The organism is Lysobacterales bacterium, assembly GCA_014946745.1.
GTDB lineage: Bacteria > Pseudomonadota > Gammaproteobacteria > Xanthomonadales > Xanthomonadaceae > Aquimonas.
Map to the genome: position 1 here is coordinate 203,837 of JADCRD010000001.1, position 16,285 is coordinate 220,121.

Consider the following 16,285-nt stretch of genomic DNA (forward strand, 5'->3'; position numbering starts at 1 on the left):
TCAGTTGCTGTCTTCGGTGGTCCATCGCGGAAGTCCGCGTCGATCTGGAGGCGAAGCGCTATCGCGCGGGGCCCGCGGGTCATGGATCCGGGGCAGCTACACCAGGGCCCAATCGAGCGCTGCCTCAACGTGCAGCGCTGCCGTGTCGAACAGCGGTGCGGTCGCGTCTTCGGGCTTGAGCAGCAGGCCGATCTCGGTGCAGCCGAGGATCACGCCTTCGCAGCCACGATCCAGCAGGTGGGCGCAGACGGCGCGGTAGTGGGCGCGCGATGCGTCCTTGATCTGGCCCAGGCAGAGTTCTTCGAAGATCACCCGGTCGATCTCGGCCTGCGCCTCGTCGTCCGGCACCTCGACCGCGAGCCCGAAGCGCTCCTGCAGGCGCTTGCGGTAGAAGGCTTCGCGCATGGTGAAGCGGGTGCCGAGCAGGGCCACGCGCTTGAGGCCCGCAGCAAGAATCGCGGCGCCGGTGGCGTCGGCGATGTGCAGCAGCGGAATCGTGCAGCGCGCTTCGATGGCTGGCGCGATCTTGTGCATGGTGTTGGTACAGAGCAGCAAGCCTTCGGCGCCCGCGCGTTCGAGACCGTACGCGGCCTCGGCAAGCCGTTGTCCCGCTTGCGCCCAGTCGCCCGCGCGCTGCAGGGCTTCGATGTCGGCGAAGTCGACGCTGTGCAGCAGCAGCTCCGCTGAATGCAGGCCGCCCAGACGCGCGCGCACGCCTTCGTTGAACGCTCGGTAGTAGAGCGCGGTGGACTCCCAGCTCATGCCGCCGATCAGGCCGAGTCTGCGCATGCGGTGTTCTCTTCGTGGTGCGGGTGAGGCAGTGTGCCGCAGGCCCGGGTCGCCGGAGCGCTGCGCACCGCACGGCCCCTCATCCCGGCGCTGCGCGCCACCTTCTCCCGTGGGGAGAAGGGCAGCGTGTCTGCGCGCTGCGGCTGGCTCGAAAGCATCGTTCACCACCCTCCACTCACCACCCTCCACGCTCTACGCACCTCACACTTCTTTCTTCTCACTTCTCACTTCTCACTTCTCAACACTCACTACTCACTTCCAGCTGCCCACTCCCACTCCCAAGGAAGCAGGAAGCCCAAGCGCCATGATCTGCGCTCGGCTCCTTAAGCGCTGCGCGTTAGCCTAGAGACCCGCCTCACGCCGAGCTTTCCATGTGCGGTCGCTACACCAATGCCACCACCTGGGCCGAGGTCCATGCGGCTTCGACGCCGCTGCCGGTGCTCGCGCCCGCGGAGCCGCCGGGCATCGAGCTCAACATCGCGCCGACCGCGCTGGCCTGGGTGCTGCGGCCCGACGCCGAGGGCGTGCTGCGTGCGGCACGCCTGCGCTGGGGCTTGGTGCCGGCCTGGTCGGAAGCTCCCTCGACGAAGTTCTCGGCCTTCAATGCGCGCGTCGAAAGCGTCGCCGAGAAGCCGGTGTTCCGCGGCGCCTTCCGCGCGCGCCGCTGCCTGGTGCCGGCCTCGGGCTGGTACGAGTGGCGCGAGGAGGCCGGACGCAAGATCCCGCATCTGTTCGAGCCCGCCGCCGGCGGGGCCCTGCTGTTCGCCGGCCTGTGGGAGCGCTGGCAGCGCGGCGACGAGGCGGTCGAGAGCTTCACGATTCTGACCACCGAAGCGCGTGGCCAGGTCGCCGAGGTGCATGACCGCATGCCGGTGCTGGTCGCGCGCGAAGACGCGCGGCAGTGGCTGGATCTGTCCTTGCTCGAAGCCGAAGCCTTCGCGCTGTCGTTGCAGACGCCTGCCCTCAAGGTCGAGCGTGGGCGCGCGCCGCCGGCTTCGCCGCGCAGGCCGCGTCTGGCGCCCGCGCCCGAGCAGCCCGGTCTGTTCTGAGTTCAGCCGCGTCGACCCAGCGCTTGCAGCCGGCCACCGCCTGCACCACCATCCGCGCCCCGCTTCACAGCGCCCCGCGTCCCAAGGAAACCGCCATGTTCCGCATCGGCACCGGCTACGACGTCCACGCCTTCGGCCCCGGCGATTTCGTCACTCTCGGCGGCGTGCGTATCCCGCATGGCCGCGGCATCGTCGCCCACTCCGATGGCGACGTGCTGATCCATGCCCTGTGCGACGCATTGCTGGGCGCGCTGGCGCTGGGCGATATCGGCAAGCATTTCCCGCCCTCGGACGACCGCTGGAAAGGCGCGGACAGCCGCGACCTGCTGCGCGCCGTGCTGGCGATGCTGAAAGCGCGCGGCTGGGCGGTGGTGAACGTCGACAGCGTCGTGGTCTGCGAGCGGCCCAGGCTGCTGCCGCACATCGAGGCCATGCGCGTGAATCTTGCGGTGGATCTCGAGATCGACGGCGACGCCGTCAGCGTCAAGGCCACCACCAGCGAGAAGCTGGGCTTCACCGGCCGCGAGGAAGGCATCGCCGCCCAGGCCGTGGCCCTGCTTCAGAAGGTGGGCGCATGAGCGCGGTGCCGGAGCGGCCGCGCGCGCTGGGTGAGGCGGTGCTGAGGGCACGCATCCGCGAGCAGCCCGAGGATTTCCGCGTCGATGAGGTGCTGGGCTTCGCCCCGGGCGGCGGCGGTGAGCACCTGTTCGTTTGCATCGAGAAGCGTCAGGCCAACACCGGCTGGATCGCCAAGCAGCTGGCCAAGTGGGCGGGCATTGCGCCGATGGGCGTGGGCTATGCGGGGCTGAAGGATCGCCACGCGGTGACCCGCCAGTGGTTCAGCCTGCACCTGCCCAAGCGCATCGCCCCGGCCACCGCGTTTGAAGACGCCGAGGCCGTGCTGATCGAACAGGCCTGGCACAACCGCAAGCTGCCGCGCGGGGCGCTGAAGGGCAACCGCTTCCACCTGCGCCTGCGCGGGGTCGACGGCGCCCGCGAGGCCATCGAACAGCGCCTCGCCGACATCGCCGCGCGCGGCGTGCCCAACTACTTCGGCGCCCAGCGCTTCGGTCGCGACGGCCGCAACCTCCAGGCTGCCGAGGCGATGTTCGCGGGGCGTCGCGTCGATCGCGAGGAGCGCTCGATCCTGCTGTCGTCCGCGCGCTCGGCGATCTTCAACACCGTGCTGGGCGCGCGCGTGCAGCGCGGCGACTGGGACGCGCTGGCCGAGGGCGAGGTCTGCATGCTCGACGGCAGCCACAGCGTGTTCGGGCCCGAGCCGATCACGCCGGAGCTCGCCGAGCGTGCGCAGCGCATGGACATCCACCCGACCGGGCCGCTCTGGGGCACTGGCGCCTTGCGCTGCGCGGGTGCGCTTGCCGAACTGGAGACGCAGTGCGCGGCGCAGTTCGAGGCGCTGCGAGCCGGATTGGAGTCGATCGACCTCAAGCAGGAGCGTCGCGCGCTGCGGCTGCCAGTGCGCGAGCTGGTGTGGCGCTTCGAAGATGACGTGACCCTGCAGATCGAGTTCTTCCTGCCGGCGGGCGCGTTCGCGACCAGCGTGCTGGAAGCGCTTGGCGAGATCACCGATGCCGCAGGGCGAGGCGGGGAGTAGTCGCGAGCGCCGGATTCCGTCGCGACGCGCGAACACGGATCGCGCAAGGCTGGGCGCGCCGTTGGTCGCGGATTGTCGCCGTTTCCGAGACAGAGGCGAGCGTTTGGCTCCGGTGGGTCAAGACCCACCCTATGGCTCGGGGGCAAGACCCTTGTCGAGGCGAGCGTTGGGCTGGGCCCTTCGTCGCGAATTGTCGCCCTCTTCGAGACAGAGGCGAGCGTTGGGCTTCGGTGGGTCAAGACCCACCCTATGTTCCTGGTGGGTCAAGACCTACCCTATGGCTGTCCGGCTGTTCGAAACCCCGGTACCCCGCGCGACGCATAGGGTGGGTCTTGACCCACCGGTGCTCGACGCTTGCGGCAGCGCAGGTTCGACCGCGGGCGGTGCCTCGACGACGTCGGCCTGCGACGCGCCTCGCGCTTGGCCGCGCGGCGGGGCGCGGCCTCGGGGCCGAGGTCTACTTCATGATCCTGCGCAGCGGCTTCGGCGGCTCCAGCGTGGCGATGAAGCCCTCGGGCTCGGCCTGCTCGTTCATCTGCAGCACCACCACCGGCAGCTTCTCGAAGCTCGCGCGCAGCTCGTGGGGCAGGGACAGCGGGGCGCCGAGGGCGGTGGCGACCACGTCGTCGCTGACCGGTGGGGTGGTTCTGCGGCGCTCCACGCCGGTGAAGCGCCAGCGGTTGAACTCGGCCCAGAGCAGCAGCACCACCACGCCGCTGCCGGCGAGGATCGGCAGCAGCAGGCCCGGCATGCCCTCGCCGGTGAGCAGCGGCGCGGTCAGTTCGACCCAGGCGTAGCGCAGGCCGAGCACCCAGGCCAGGGTCGTCAGGGCCGGCGCAATCAGCCAGAAGTAGGCCGCCCAGGCGGCGCCGGTGAGCAGGTGCGAGAGCGTGCGGTCGCGCCAATGGACTTTCTCGGGCGCCACGATCAGCGGGCCCTGCGGCTTCAGCTGATGCGCCGTGGCGGCGACCTGGTCGGCCGGGTTCAGAGTCTTCTGGCTCACTGCACGCCCCGATCCGGGCTGACCCAGGTGGCGCGCTTGGGCTTGCCGCGGAAGAGCGTCTTCGGCACAGCGACGACGGTGGTGAACAGGCTGAGCAGCCAGTAGGCGATCGGGTACCAGACCATCCAGAAGTAGTTGCGGCCCACGCCCGCTTCGTAGCGGCGGTCGATGATCATCGACACCCCGAACTGGGTCATGCAGATCAGCGCCAGCACCATGCCGTGCCAGCGCGGCAGGATGGTGTCGACGTACAGCGCTGGCGGCATGTCGAAGACCAGGCCGATCGCCCACAGCACCAGGATGCCCAGCATCACGTAGGCCCAGATCACGCTGAAGAAGTACTCTGCCAGCACGCCCCACATCCGCCGCTTCTTCCAGTTGAGCAGGTTGCCGGCGTGCTTCATCAGCACCTCGACGCCGCCCTGGGCCCAGCGCAGGCGCTGCTTCCACAGGCCCTTGTAGGTTTCCGGCATCAGGATCCAGCACAGCGCATTGGGCTCGTAGCGGATGTCCCAGTGGTCGAGCTGCAGGCGCCAGCTGATGTCGATGTCCTCGGTGATCATGGTTTCGTTCCAGAAACCGATGCGCTCCAAGGCGGTCTTGCGGAAGCCGGCGATCACCCCGGACAGGGTGAAGATGCGGCCGTACACGCGCTGGGCGCGCTTGATCATGCCGATGATCGAACTGAACTCGCCGACCTGCAGGCGCCCCAGCAGGGTGCTGCGGTTGCGGATGCGCGGGTTGCCGGTGACCGCGCCCACGCGCGGGCCGGAGGCCAGGTGCCAGACCATCCAGCGCGTCGCCCACGGGTCGAGCATGGCGTCGCCGTCGATGCAGATCAGGTACTCGCCGCGCGCGGCGAGCGTCCCCATGCGCAGGGCGTTGGCCTTGCCGAGGTTGCGGCTCAGATGGATCACGCGCAGCCGCGGAAAACGCTCGGTCAGGCGGTTCAGATGCTCGGCGGTGTCGTCGGTCGAGCCATCGTTGATGGCGATGATCTCGAAGTCGGGATAGATCTGCGCGGCCAGCGCGGAGATCGTGTCCTCGCAGTTCGGGCCCTCGTTGTGGCAGGGCACCAGCAGGCTGGCGAAGGGGTACTCCTTCATCTCCGGCGGCTGGTGCCGCGGCGGCTCGTGACGCTCGCGGCGCAGGAAGTAGTAGAGGCCGCCGCTCATCCACACGATCGACATGGTCGCCGGGTAGTAGAACGCGAAGCCGAAGAAGACACTCAGGAACTCGGGATTCTGCAGCCAGCTCATTGGCGCGTCCCGTCGTCCTGCCGCAGGTAAGGGAAGCGACGCGCGCTGGCCGCCGCGCGCGCAGCCTGCAGCCCGGGCTGAGCGCGGAGGAAATCGTCCGGGTAGTAGGCGAGATGGCGCACGCCGCGCGCGCGCAGCTGGCGCGCCCAGTCGATGAGTTCCGCATCTTCGATGGCGCGGCCACCGGCCCAGTCGCGGGTCTGCAGCACGAAGACGGTGCGCTCGAAGCCGGGGTCCAGGGCTTCGACCCGCCCGGCCAGCGTCAGCAGCCACTCGCGTTCCTTGCGGGCGCCCTCCATGCGCGGCATCGCCATCAGGGCAACGCGGTCGTAGGCGGCCAGCATCGAAGCATGGTCCTGGGCGAACCAGGCGACGCTCACGGGCTCCAGCAGGGGGCGCGCATACAGGTTGCGGGCGGTGCGCAGGCGCGGGCGCTCGTTCTCGGCGGCCGCTTCGAGCGTCCGGGTCAGCTCCACCAGCGCCTGCACGCGCTCGGCGTCATCCGGCAGGGCCTCACGCAGTTCGTCTTCGCGCAGGAAGGCATCGTCGTGGAACAGCAGGCCCTGGATCGGCGCGCGCGCGGCGAGATCGGCATAGATCTCGGCGACGCGCTCGACCGTGCGCGGGTCGGTGGGGTCGAGCCGCGGGATCTCGCCAGCGTTCGAGGTCGCCAGCGCGCGCGGCGCGTCTTCCGACGCCGGCCAGTGCCAGCCCAGCACCGGCAGCCAGGCATGGACTTCGACTCCGGTCTTGCGGCGCAGAAGTTCGGCCACGCGCCCGAACAGCTCGGCCTGCACCGGCAGGTGGCGGTTGCCGAAGTACAGGGCGTCGGCCGCGCCGTCGCCGTCGGGGTCGGCGAAGGCCTGCAGCCAGACGTGGCTCGGTGCGATTGCATCGATGCGCTCGATCAGCGCATCGAGATTGCGCTCAAGCTGGACCGGGTCGGGATCGAAGACGTAGTCGAGGTCGACCTGCACCGCGCGGAAGGCCGGCGCGCGGCGCGGCGCCAGCTCTGCGGCGAAGTCGGCGAGGCTGGCCTCGCTGGCTACATCGAGGCGCGCGAGCACGGGCCAGGCGTCATCGTGCTGGGCGCGACCGGAGAGATCGAAACCGAGCGCCATGCCGCGCATGTCGGCTTCGCGCATGCCTAGCGGCGTCCATGCGCCCAGCGGCCAGGCGATCGCGCGCGGCGTGCGGCCGACGCCGTCCTCGACCGCTTCGCGGCTGAGCTGCAGATCGGCCGCCACGCGCGCGGCGAAGTCACGGGACGTTTCCAGCGCTGAACCTTCGAAGCGGCGCAGGCTTGGCGAGGGCAGGGGGGCGGCGTCCTCGGCGCGCGGCCAGGGCTGGTCCAGCGCATGGCCTGCGCTGACCAGTTCGATCGAGCCCTCGTCGGCGATGCGCTTCAGCGCGGGCCAGTCGAGGCGCCCGGCGTCGCTGCCGATGCGGGCCGTGGGCAGGGCGGCCACCGCCGGCCATTCGAAGGCCCGCAGCAGGGGCAGCACTTCGGATTCCAGTGAATCGAAGCCGCCGTCGAAGCTGAGCAGCACCGCGCGAGCGGGCAGCTCGACACGACCGGCGCGGGCGTCCAGCACCTGCTGCAGGCTGACCGGTCGATAGCCCTGCGCGGCCAGCCAGTCGAAGCGGGCGGTGAGCTGGTCGCGACTCAAGCGCTCGAAGCCCGCCTCGCGCGCTTGCCCCACCACGTCGGCGAAGCGCAGCACCAGCAGTTCGGCGCGGCTGTCGAATGCCAGCAGCGCGAGCAGCAGGCCCAGCAGCATGCGGCTCATTCGCCACCTCCAATGCGCAGCACCAAAGCCCAGCGCTCTTCGCGCCGGCCGTCGTACACGGGTCGGCTCCAGCGCAGGCCGAGGCTCACTTCATGGCCGGCGCACCACTGCCAGCGCGGCATGATCTCGATGGCCGGCGTCCAGTGGCTGCCGTAGCCGTCCTGCCAGCCGCGGCTGATGTCGAAGTCGAGGCGCAGCCGCCAGGCGGCGTCGTATTCGCGGTGCAGCAGGCGGTCCAGGGTCAGGCCGGCGTCGGCGCTGGCGTCACGACTCGGGTTGAAGTAGGGCGCGTCCTCGCGGGTCGCACGGCCGCCGCCCACACCCAGGCGGGTGTACCACTCGCCGTGCGGCTGCGCGTGGATCTGCTGCCGATGCGCGAGATAGGCGCTGGTGCGGACGTTGCCGTCCTCGTAGCGCAGCTGTTCCAGGCTGAGGCTGCTGCGGCTGCGCTCATCCGGGCTGCGGCTCAGCCCGAACTGCGCGCCGTCGGCGCGGATGCCGGCGGCGCGCGCCTGCAGCGAGGCGAAGGGCGCGTGCTGCCACAGCGCGTAGGAGCTGCGCCAGACGTCGGTATGGCGGTAGCTCAGCCATCCGCCCACCGCGGTTTCGGTGATGAAGTCATCGAGCGTTCGGCCGGCTTCGGCGCCCCAGGCGAGTTGATCCTGGCGCCAGCTCACGGTGAGCGCGGCGCGGCTGCGCTCCACCCGCTCGCCCTGGAAGTCGGCCCAGTGCACGCCTGCCAGCGCGCCTAGGCGCCAGGCGTCGTCCAGCAGCGGGCCGTCCCAGCGTGCGATCGCGCGGAACTCGCCGTTGCCGCTGGGGCCCAAGGGGCCGCCGCTTTCTTCTTCGACCAGGCTGGACTGCGCGCGCAGGGCTTCGGCCGCCCAGCGGGCGCCTTGGCGCCGCTCCCAGCGCTGCTGCACGCTCTGCGCCTGACGGTGCTCGCCGTGGCGCTGGATGAAGGTGTCGAGCTTCTGGCGCGCCTCGCGCACGCGATCGAGATCCAGCAGCGCTTCGATCTCGGCGGCGCGCGGCAGCACCCAGTCGGGGGCTTCGGTGGCGGCGATGCGGGCGCTGACCAGGGCGCGCTCGGGCCAGCCGCGGCGGCGTTCGATGCCGGCGCGGGCTTCCTGCAGGCCGGCATCGAGCGGCGCCAGATCGCTGAGTTCGACGATGCGGGCGTAGGCGCTGTCGATCTGCTCGCTGAAGTTCTCGATCAGGATGTCGTTGAGTTCCACGCCCGGGCGCGCCCAGTTGGCGCTGCCACTGGCGTCGAACGGCGGGTTGGCATCGAGCCAGTCCTTCAGCAGCGCATGGGCCTTGGCGGGCTGCTCCTGCTCCAGAAGGGCATAGCTCTGCAGCACGCTGGCCCTGGCATTGCCGGGTTCAGCGTCAAGAATCGATTGCAACTCGGACTGCGCGCGCTCAGGCTCGCGCAGCGCCATCAGCGAGTCTGCCGCCGGCACCTTGAGCCATTCCGGCAGCGTTTCGCCGCGCCCCAAGCGCGCTGTGACTTCGGCTTCCACCTCGACGTGCCGGCCCAGCAGCTGCAGGGTCAGCAGGCGATCGTTCTCCAGCCTGGCCAGGGCACCGGCATCCTCGCTCGCCGCACCCAGGCGCATGGCTTCGTATTCATCGAGCAGGACCCGCAGCGCGGCCTCCTGCGCCTTCGGGTCTGCTTCGAGCTGCGCCCAGTTCAGCCGCCGCGCCAGCGCGTCCAGCTCGAAGCCCAGCGCTTCGCTGGCGCGGAACAGGGTGGGCCGCTCGCGGTACTGGCGCCAGGCCTCGATGACCGCGCCCTGCTGCTGAAGGGTCAGCGCGCGCTCGCGGAGGGCCGTGGCATAGCCGGGGCGCAGATCCAGCGCCTGCGCGTAAAGATCGAGGGCCAACGGCCAGTCCGACTCGCGTCGCGCGTCCGCCGCCGCGGCCATCAGCGTGCCCACGTCCTGCCCCGCTGCGTCACTTGTGGACTGGGCTGCGGCTGCCAGGGGAAACCAGAGAGAGAGTCCTGCCAGGCTCAGTGCGAGAACGCGCGGGGCGGGTTTCGGCAGGGTGTAGGGCGCGGCTTTCAGAGGGGGGCTCCGGTCATCGGCATGCAGCTGGACTCCGCCGGGGACGGCGAGTGCGGATTACACAGCAAAATGTGTGCCACGCAACACATTTTTGCGTCGATGATCAGAGGTTTTGCGGAAACACAAGCTGTCAGATCCGGCAGGTGAGTGCCGGCACAGGCGGCCGCCTGCACGCTGCTTGCGGGACTCATCGACCGCCCGGGCTCACCTGCCGCCACGCTGGAGCCCGTCGGTTTTCCACAGCGCCTGTGGAAAAGCCTGTGCGAAGGCCTGTGAGGCGAGCGCGCAGCGCCTTTGCCGACAGTGACTTGCTGCATGCTGGTGAGCGTTTGACCAGTACGCGTACAAACACCCGCTGCCCGTGACCACTCCGAGCCGCGTAGCATCGCGCCCCCGAAGGCCTGAACCGAGCCACGCCGTGATCAATAACGACATCCTGCGCGCCGTGCGCTACATGCTGGACCTGAGCGACCCCAAGGTGGTCGAGATCATCCAGCTCGCCCGCGTCGACTTTCCGATCGACAAGGCCGAAGTGCAGGCGCTCACCAAGAAGGAGGCCGAGGCGGGCTTCCGCGAATGCGGCGACAGCACGCTGGCGCATTTTCTGGACGGCCTGATCGTGCATCTGCGCGGCCGCGACGACAGCAAGCCGCCGCGCCCGGTCGAGAAGCACATGAACAACAATGTGGTGCTGAAGAAGCTGCGCGTGGCCTTCGAGCTGAAGGACGTGGACATGCACGCGATTTTCGGCGCGGTCGGCATCGAGCTGGGCAAGCCCGAGCTCAATGCCCTGTTCCGCGAGCGCAGCCACAAGAACTTCCGCGCCTGCGGCGACCAGCTGCTGCGCAATTTCCTGCGTGGGCTGACCCTGCGGCTGCGGCCGGAGGCCTAGCCAGCTGCGCGGCAGGTTTGTCCACAGCGCCTGTGGAAAACCCTGTGCGCAGCCCTGTGAGGCCCCTGCGCAGCGCCTTTGCGGACAGTGACTTGCTGCGCGCTGGCGAGAATTTGGCCAGCGCGTGCAGCCTGATCAGGAATACAGCGCCGCATAGCCTTCAGCATCCACCGCCGACAGACCGCGCGACTCGAACGCCGACCACATCCGCCGCCAGCGCGCGCTGTCGCGCACCAGCGGAGCGACGAGGCGCGGGCAGGTGTCGAGGAGGATCGCGTCCATCAGCGGCTCTGGCGTGCTGCCGCTGTAGGCGTACCAGCTGCGCGCAGCGAATGCCGGGGCGTCGATGCAGGCCTGGGCGCCGCGGCTGATGATGCTGCGCAAGCGCTGCACCACGTCGGCATGCTCGCGCAGGAAGCCGGCGTGGGTGAACAGCTCGAGCGCGCTGAAGTTGGGGAAGTCACCCATCGCCGCGGTCACGAACACATGGTCGAGCGCGGCGGCGCGCGCCTCCACGCCCTCGAAGTTGGCGAAGCACAGCCAGGCGCCGTCGAAGCCGGCCTGCATGTTTTCGAGGTGCATGAAGCCTGCGCTTTCGATGGCGATGTTCGCGGGTTCAAGGCGCACGCCCTGTTTTGCGGCCCAGCCCTTGAGGATCTCGCGGGCGAGCGTGTCGGTGACGCCGCCCGCCACCGGCGAGGCGAGGCGGATCGGCTCGCCGGCCAGCAGTTTCCGCGCGCTCGCTGCATGCAGCAGGATGCCGCCTTCGGTCTCGAAGAAGCAGCCCAGCGCGCGCAGGCCGGGCCGATGTGCATCGACCATGTGCAGGGGCTCGTTGCAGGCGAAGGCGATCTCGCCGTTGGCGACCGCGGCGAGGCCGTCATAGTGATCGTCCGGCGGCACCAGCTCGACCTCCAGCCCAGCCTCGCGATACCAGCCCTCGGTAATGCCGACGATCAGCGGAAGGTGGTCGGGATTCAAGAACCATTCGAGGGCGATCTGCAGCTTCATGCGGGGGTCCGGTGGAGAGCGGGGGCGTCATCATCGCCCATTGCGCCGGCTACCAGAGATTCGGCGCAGTCGGCGCCTGGCATCGGTTCGCGAATCGGCGATCGATCCTGTGCCTTCGACTTCTGGCGGGGTTGGGAACCCGCTGGCTCCGCCGCCGGCGCAACTTTCCGCAGGCCGTGTAGCTCCCATCCCCGCAAGCGTGCACGACAGAAGCTGCGGGGCGAACGCCCTCCGCGGCCACTGCGGGAGAGGACGCCGCTGCCGGCGAACGCCATACTTGGACGATGCCTCGACCCACAGCCAAACCCCAGCCCGGCCCCGCGATGAATATCGAGACGCGACAGCGCCTGCGCGGCCTTGCGCCTGCCCACGCCGTGAGCTTGCGTGAAGTGATGCGCCTGCACGCGGCCGGGGACCGGCGCGGATTCGAGATCGAGCTGCTGCAGCTGGCCCCGCTCGCCGCCGAGCATCCCGAGGTGCAGTACTGGCTGGGTCAGATGCATGCGGACAGTGGCGACTGGAGTGCGGCCGCCGAGCTTCTGAGCCGGTCGGCAGCCGCTCGCGAGGACGACTTCCGGGTGTGGCGCTTGCTGGGCACCGCGCGCGGCATGCTCGGCGATCCCGAGGGGGCTCGCCAGAGTTTCCAGCGCGCCGTGTCCTGCACCCGCGTGGCCAGCGATCTGCTCAGCCTCAGCATCGAGTGCGATCGACAGGGTCTGTACGAGGAGGCCTTGGCCGCCGTCGACCAGGCGCTGCGGCTGGATCGTCAGTCGCCAGTGGCTCTGCTGCAGCGCGTGCGCTGCCACAAGGCTCTGGGCAACGCGGGGGAGGCCGCGGCCGATTGCCGCAGCCTGATCGCCACGGGCCGCGAAACCGCGCGTGCGTGGTTCTCCCTGGTTGACCTGAAGACCGTCGCGCTGACGGAGTCCGAGCGGCAGACACTGACCGCTGCGGCCAGTCGCCCGGGCTGGAGCGCTGATGACCGGCAGCTGCTCGACTTCGCGCTTGGCAATGCGCTGGAGGCGGCCGGCGAGTACGCACAGGCGCTGGCGGCCTTTCAGCGTGCGAATGCAGCGGTGCGTGCGCAAGCGCCGTGGAATGCGAGCGCGTTCCTGCGGCACACGCAGCAGATCCGTTCGGCCTTCATCGAACCGCCGGCGTCACGGGCCGAGCCGCAGGGCGGCGAAGTGATCTTCCTCGTCGGCCTGCCGCGCTCGGGCAGCACCTTGATCGAGCAGGTGCTGGCGGCGCATCCGCAGGTCGAGGGTGCCAGTGAGCTGCCCTATCTGGGCCAAGTGCTGGAGGCGGAATCCCGGCGTCGCGGTCGGCCGTTTCCCGCGTGGGTGGGCGAGGCCAGTACTCAGGACTGGACGCGGCTCGGACAGCAGTATCTGCGCTTGAGCGCGCGTTGGCGGACGCAGACGCCGATCGCGACCGACAAGCTGCCGGACAACTGGCTGTACGTCGGCGCGATCCGCGCGATGCTGCCCGGCGCGCGGGTCATCGACTGTCGCCGCGAGGCGCTGGAAACCTGCTGGTCCTGCTTCAAGCAGCGGTTCGGCCCGGGCCTTGCCGGTTTCAGCTACGACTTCGACAGCCTGGCGACCTACCTGCACGCCTGCGAAGCACTCGGCGACGCCTGGGCGCAGCTGCACCCGGCCCATGTTCGGGTGCAGCGCTACGAGGCGCTGGTTGCCGATCCCGAGCCGCAGATTCGTGCACTGCTGGGGTTCTGTGGCTTGCCCTTCGACGCGGCCTGTCTGGACTTCCAAAGCGCTCGTCGCGCCATTCGTACGCCCAGCGCGCTGCAGGTGCGGCAGCCGCTCAGCCAGACATCGGCGCCGGCGGCGCGCTACGGCGCTCTGCTTGATCCGCTGCGGCGGGCGCTGGCGTCCGTGAGCTGATCGGTCTGCAGGGCTTCTTCCGCCCGGTGGATCGCGCCGCGCGCCGCCTGCTGCAGCGCAGGGCTGGTGCGCAGCGCCAGCAGAGCATCGCGGGATCCCAAAGTGCGGTCGGGTGCCCTGGTATTTCGACGTTCCTCCCGGTTCGCCGTCGGCGGTGGTAGGCTGGCTTTCACGTCGGGGGGAATTCGACGTGACTGCAGGTCCGCGCAGGGCGAGGAACGCCAACGCCGGGCCTGACCATCTCTTGTGCTTTGGGGGCTCAACCAATGTTTTCGACACCTCTCGCAGGGCGGCGGGTCAGCCGCCGTGTGCTTCTTGTTCATGCTGCGGCCCTGTGCCTTGGCGCCGCGCCGGCGATGTCGGCGGTGGTGGACGGTCCAGTCACCAATATCTCGGTGCCGGCCAACATCGACGGCGTCTACATCAATCTGGTCACCGGGGCGACCGGTACCGCGGGCAGTGCCGTGGCCGGTTGGGACATCGACCCCTTCCAGGGCGGCGGCGTTCTTCGTTTCTTCTGGCCCGATACGCCGGCAAACGCCTCGGGCGCTGCCTCCAGCACCGCCAGCGGGCCCTATCTGGTCCTCGCGCCGGGGGCGACCGTATCGTCCACATCGATCTTCAGCGCGGTGACCACAGCGGGAACTGCCGGCACGGCCTTTGTCGCTGCGGGCGACAACTACATCGGCTTCCGCTTCTTCAACGAAACCACCAGCGCCATCAACTACGGCTACGCGCGCGTTCAAACCGGGGCCACGGGTGGCTTTCCGGCGACGATCGTCTGCTGGCGCTACGAGAACACCGGGGCGCCGATCACGGTGGCGGCCTGCGGTCCGCCTGTGGCGACCGCGCCCACCCTGACCTATAGCCCCACCACTGCGGCCGGCGTGACTTTCCCGAGCGGTGCGGCGGGCGCGGCCAGCGCGACGATCGACATCACCGCAGCCGGTGCCGCCGCCACCGGCCAGTCAGCTGTAACCGGATGCGCCATCTCCGGGCCAGGTGCGGCCTCGTTCGGCGCGGTGACCACGACACCCGCCAATGGCATCTTCAACACGGCCACCACGTCGGGCTCGATCAATCTGTCGTGCACGCGCGGTGCCGCCGCCGCCACGGCAACGCTGAGCTGCACCGAGACGGCGACGCCGACCGTCGCGGGTTCGCCCTTCACCCGCAGCTGGGCGCTGACCTGCCCCGCAGCGGTCGCCACGGTGTCCAGCGGCACGGTGTCCGGAACCGCTGTGACCTTGCCGCAGATCAACCTGCCCGCCAGTACCAGCTCGACTTCGCTGAGCTTCACTGCGACCGGGGGCCCGGCGGCCGTGACCTGCACCGCCACGGGAGCCGGTTTCAGCGCCTCGCCCAGCCCGCTGAACCTCACCGCTGGCGTGCCTGGCACCGTCACCGTCTCGTACAGCGGTTCGACGGCCGGCACGTTCACCGGCAGCTTGAGCTGCACGACCACGGGCGCCGGTGGCCCGTTCACCTATCCGCTCAGCGTCACCCTGGGCCAGCCGTCGGCTGCCATCGTGGTGCCGACCCTGAGCACCTTGGGCACCCTGCTTCTGGTGCTCAGCGTGCTCGGTTTCGGCATGTTCTTCGGCGCTCGCGTCCGCGACTGATTCACTGAGCGCTCGCGGGAAACCCCGGGGCCGGCTGGCATTCCAGCCGGCCCTTTTCCGTTGCGCCGGCGGCATTCGGGGAACGCGCAGGAATCCTGTGTTGCTCGGGGCAAAAGCCCATCCGCGCCCGGGCCGCGCCCCTCGCCGGCTCGACGTGCGCTGGCGACGATGACTCGCTCGACACTTCGGCATCTGCGGCGAAACGCTGTCGGCGCGGCGCAGCCTGCTCGATCCGAGCGGGGTCCGCTGGAGATGAAGCGCGCCCCGTGGCGGGAGACGCTGACGGCCGCCGCAGACGGAGGTTCTCACAGGGTTTCAGGGCTGCCGCCGCGCGTAGGCCGCCAGCCGCTCCTGCAGGCTGCTGCTGTGCAGCTCAAGCAGGTTGTCGTCGTAGTCGTGGAAGTACAGCGATACGCCCTCGCCCTCGATGCGTGGTCGCGGCGTCTGCACTTCGGCGCCCAGCGCGCGCAGCCGCAGCTCGAAGGCCGGCAGTTCATCGGCGGCGACCTCGAAGGCGGCGTGGCGGTAGCTGCGCGAGCCGGGCTCGCCCTGCATCAGCGCGATCCAAACGCCGCCCAGCAGAAAGAACCTCTCCGGCGAGCGCGAGTGGAACTGATCGCCGCTGTCGTAGACCTGCTCGGCGCCCAGGCCCTCGACCCACAGCCGCGCGCTGCGTTCGAGGTCGCGGACAACAAAGGTGAGGTGGCTCAAGCCGGTGACTGACATGGCAATCCTTGCGTCTGCGTTGGGCCGCGCTCCGCTCGGCCCAACCTACGGTTTGCGCTCGATGTGGGCGTCTACGGCTCCGGTAGGTTGGGCCAAGCGAAGCGCCGCCCAACATCGCACGCCCGAGCCTCAACGCCCGCTGCAACTCCGCGACCTTGGGCCGCGCCTTCGGCTTGGCCCGACCTGCAAGCTCGTTACGCTTGCCGGCTGGGGTGTTTTGACCAAGGCTTGAGTCGAACTTCGCTCGATCGCATCTGCTCCAGATTTCCATGTCCTTCGATCAGGTCGCGCTTCTGCAGCTCCAGTAGGCGACGTGCGAAGAACCAATCGGGGATCTCATCGAACTCTTCGGGGGCACGAATCAATGCGCGGCCGACCACCATGGCGCATTTCTGCCAGTAGTCCCTCAACTCGCTGAGCAGGAGCTGGTCGACGCGTGCGATGTCTTCATTCTCCAAGCGGCTGATCGCAGCAGCGCCGTCCTCATCGTCATCGGCTGGGTTGTACGGAGTCATGAGGTTCACCGGTTTGGTCAGGAACGGTGGGCGAAGTT

Annotated in this window: 14 protein-coding genes; 6 read left to right on the top strand and 8 right to left on the bottom strand. The window is 69.5% G+C overall.

Annotated elements, in window-relative coordinates; translation table 11 throughout:
- Positions 1-96: 96 nt before the first annotated feature.
- Positions 97-789, bottom strand: coding sequence for an aspartate/glutamate racemase family protein (locus tag H4O13_00885; GenBank protein ID MBE5313940.1), 693 nt, complete (start codon positions 787-789; stop codon positions 97-99).
- Positions 790-1,160: 371 nt separating this feature from the next.
- Between H4O13_00885 and H4O13_00890 the strand changes: the two genes are divergently transcribed.
- From H4O13_00890 to truD, 3 genes are all read left to right on the top strand, one after another.
- Complete coding sequence (locus H4O13_00890; protein ID MBE5313941.1) at positions 1,161-1,838, top strand: SOS response-associated peptidase; 678 nt, start codon at positions 1,161-1,163, stop codon at positions 1,836-1,838.
- Positions 1,839-1,933: 95 nt separating this feature from the next.
- Positions 1,934-2,416, top strand: a complete 483-nt coding sequence (ispF, locus tag H4O13_00895; protein MBE5313942.1) for a 2-C-methyl-D-erythritol 2,4-cyclodiphosphate synthase — start codon at positions 1,934-1,936, stop codon at positions 2,414-2,416.
- Entirely contained in the window at positions 2,413-3,453 is a 1,041-nt protein-coding gene (truD, locus tag H4O13_00900) for a tRNA pseudouridine(13) synthase TruD (protein MBE5313943.1), read from the top strand. The genes ispF and truD overlap by 4 nt, the downstream gene beginning before the upstream one ends.
- 457 nt (positions 3,454-3,910) lie before the next feature.
- Here truD and pgaD read toward each other — a convergent pair whose 3' ends face one another.
- The 4 genes from pgaD to H4O13_00920 are packed head-to-tail and all read right to left on the bottom strand — an operon-like array spanning position 3,911 to position 9,448.
- Positions 3,911-4,456: a poly-beta-1,6-N-acetyl-D-glucosamine biosynthesis protein PgaD gene (pgaD, locus tag H4O13_00905; protein ID MBE5313944.1), complete on the bottom strand. Its 546-nt coding sequence runs from the start codon at positions 4,454-4,456 to the stop codon at positions 3,911-3,913.
- Positions 4,453-5,715, bottom strand: a complete 1,263-nt coding sequence (pgaC, locus tag H4O13_00910) for a poly-beta-1,6 N-acetyl-D-glucosamine synthase (protein MBE5313945.1) — start codon at positions 5,713-5,715, stop codon at positions 4,453-4,455. The genes pgaD and pgaC overlap by 4 nt, the downstream gene beginning before the upstream one ends.
- A complete protein-coding gene (gene pgaB, locus H4O13_00915) occupies positions 5,712-7,505 on the bottom strand; it encodes a poly-beta-1,6-N-acetyl-D-glucosamine N-deacetylase PgaB (protein ID MBE5313946.1) in 1,794 nt (597 codons plus the stop codon). Before pgaB ends, pgaC begins: the two co-directional genes overlap by 4 nt.
- A complete protein-coding gene (locus H4O13_00920) occupies positions 7,502-9,448 on the bottom strand; it encodes a hypothetical protein (GenBank protein MBE5313947.1) in 1,947 nt (648 codons plus the stop codon). Before H4O13_00920 ends, pgaB begins: the two co-directional genes overlap by 4 nt.
- Before the next feature lie 547 nt (positions 9,449-9,995).
- Here H4O13_00920 and H4O13_00925 point away from each other — a divergent pair.
- Positions 9,996-10,469 (top strand): DUF1456 family protein, encoded by a 474-nt coding sequence (locus tag H4O13_00925; protein ID MBE5313948.1) that lies wholly within the window; start codon positions 9,996-9,998, stop codon positions 10,467-10,469.
- 135 nt (positions 10,470-10,604) lie between these two features.
- Here the strand turns inward: H4O13_00925 and H4O13_00930 are convergent, their stop codons facing one another.
- Entirely contained in the window at positions 10,605-11,480 is an 876-nt protein-coding gene (locus tag H4O13_00930; GenBank protein ID MBE5313949.1) for an ABC transporter substrate-binding protein, read from the bottom strand.
- A gap of 323 nt (positions 11,481-11,803) precedes the next feature.
- Here H4O13_00930 and H4O13_00935 point away from each other — a divergent pair, with 323 nt between their 5' ends.
- Both H4O13_00935 and H4O13_00940 read left to right on the top strand, forming a co-directional pair.
- A complete protein-coding gene (locus H4O13_00935) occupies positions 11,804-13,384 on the top strand; it encodes a sulfotransferase (protein ID MBE5313950.1) in 1,581 nt (526 codons plus the stop codon).
- A 308-nt stretch (positions 13,385-13,692) separates the two neighbouring features.
- Entirely contained in the window at positions 13,693-15,006 is a 1,314-nt protein-coding gene (locus H4O13_00940) for a hypothetical protein (GenBank protein MBE5313951.1), read from the top strand.
- A 315-nt stretch (positions 15,007-15,321) separates the two neighbouring features.
- Here H4O13_00940 and H4O13_00945 read toward each other — a convergent pair whose 3' ends face one another.
- Both H4O13_00945 and H4O13_00950 read right to left on the bottom strand, forming a co-directional pair.
- Complete coding sequence (locus H4O13_00945; GenBank protein MBE5313952.1) at positions 15,322-15,732, bottom strand: VOC family protein; 411 nt, start codon at positions 15,730-15,732, stop codon at positions 15,322-15,324.
- Between the two features lie 194 nt (positions 15,733-15,926).
- Entirely contained in the window at positions 15,927-16,247 is a 321-nt protein-coding gene (locus H4O13_00950; protein ID MBE5313953.1) for a hypothetical protein, read from the bottom strand.
- Positions 16,248-16,285 lie beyond the last annotated feature (38 nt).